Below are 1,556 nucleotides of genomic sequence, written 5' to 3'. Positions count from 1 at the left end.
GCCGAATCGCTGGAAGAAAAGTCCGCCGTGGCGGACTTTTTGACGTATTGATGCGAAAACGGTCCCAGTTTTTTTGCGAAGCAAACGATTGAAGATGGAGCGGAGGGAGCCACCTGCGTGGCTCCCGGCGGGACGCGAAGGGAATCGCTTGCAAGCGATTCGGCGGCCTGCGCTTGCGTAGGCGAGTCCCTGATGCTGCTGGAAGAAAAGTCCGCCGTGGCGGACTTTTTGACATATCGCTGCGAAAACGGTACCCGCTTGTCTGCGAAGCAAATCAATTAGTGGTGTCGGAAGCCAGTAAGGCAGGCGCCATCGAACCAACGACTCCCAACCGAATTAAATCCGGTCAGGCGCACGAAGACATTCCGCCCGCAGGTACCATCCGGCCCAATCGTGCGGCATGGACCCAGTCCACTCCTGCCGGTAATTTATTTACTCCTATAATGGCCATGAACAAACGTATCTGATCGGAGCCGTTCATGAGTTCACCCGCTGCATCGCCGCTGCCCATCATCCAGTCGCTGTTTGATGACGAGACCTCGACCATCACCTACATCGTGTTCGAGCGCGAAGGCGGGCCATGCGCCATCATCGATCCGGTGCTCGACTACGATCCCAGGTCCGGTCGTACCGCCACCCGTTCGGCGGACAAGGTGATCGATGTGGTACGCACCAGGAGGCTTTCGGTGCAGTGGCTGCTGGAAACGCATGCCCATGCCGATCATCTTTCTGCCGCCGCCTACCTCAAGCAGCACCTGGGCGGCGCCATTGCCATCGGCGACGCCATTCGCAGTGTCCAGCGGGTGTTCAAGGGCATCTACAATCTCGAGCAGGGCTTCGCGCCGGACGGATCGCAGTTCGACTACCTGTTCCATGCCGACGAAGCTTTCCGGATCGGCGGTCTGCACATGCGAGCGTTGCACGTGCCCGGGCATACCGCCGCGGATATGGCCTACATGCTCGAAGACCAGGACGGCGCGCCGCAACTGGTGTTTGTCGGTGACACCTTGTTCATGCCGGACCTAGGCAGCGCGCGCTGCGACTTTCCCGGTGGCAATGCGCATGCCCTGTATCGGTCCGCACGCAGGTTGCTGTCCTTGCCCCCCACCACGCGGCTGTTCATGTGTCACGACTATCCGCCCCAAGGGCGCTCGGCCAAGTGGGAAACGACGGTGGCCGAACAGCGTGCCGCCAATATCCATCTGCATGATGGTGTCGAGGAGGGCGAGTTCGTCGCGATGCGGCAAGAGCGCGACGCAACCCTGGGCATGCCGCTACTGATCCTGCCGGCGATCCAGGTCAATATCCGTGCCGGCAAGCTGCCCGCGCCAGAAGCCAACGGCGTGCGCTACCTGAAAATTCCGGTCGATGCCTTGTAGCAAGGGCCGATGCACGCCAGATAATAAAAAAACGGCGTACTTCACCGAAGTACGCCGCCATCCCCCTCAGGACAAAACCCCCACGATATTCAATTACCAACCGACCAACCGGCCAACCGACCAACCGACCAACCGACCAACCGACCAGCCGATGACCGGGTTGTCAAATCAATAAGT

At 59.8% G+C, this 1,556-nt stretch carries 2 protein-coding genes; both read left to right on the top strand.

What is annotated here, in order from left to right:
- Window positions 1-479: 479 nt before the first annotated feature.
- Window positions 480-1,379, top strand: coding sequence for an MBL fold metallo-hydrolase (locus PMI40_RS17365; protein WP_008117979.1), 900 nt, complete (start codon window positions 480-482; stop codon window positions 1,377-1,379).
- Window positions 1,369-1,554 carry a PT domain-containing protein gene (locus PMI40_RS24625; protein ID WP_157221602.1) on the top strand — a complete coding sequence of 62 codons (186 nt, stop codon included), beginning with the start codon at window positions 1,369-1,371 and terminating at the stop codon, window positions 1,552-1,554. The genes PMI40_RS17365 and PMI40_RS24625 overlap by 11 nt, the downstream gene beginning before the upstream one ends.
- The last annotated feature ends 2 nt before the right edge of the window (window positions 1,555-1,556 follow it).

Source organism: Herbaspirillum sp. YR522 (genome assembly GCF_000282575.1).
GTDB lineage: Bacteria > Pseudomonadota > Gammaproteobacteria > Burkholderiales > Burkholderiaceae_D > Herbaspirillum.
The sequence above is the reverse complement of the archived record's forward strand: the minus strand, read 5'-3'. Positions and strand labels throughout refer to the sequence as shown.

Excerpts from the sequence above, each read along its gene's own strand:
- PMI40_RS17365 (WP_008117979.1), top strand. The coding sequence starts at position 480 with ATGAGTTCACCCGCTGCATCGCCGCTGCCCATCATCCAGTCGCTGTTT.
- PMI40_RS24625 (WP_157221602.1), top strand. The coding sequence starts at position 1,369 with ATGCCTTGTAGCAAGGGCCGATGCACGCCAGATAATAAAAAAACGGCG.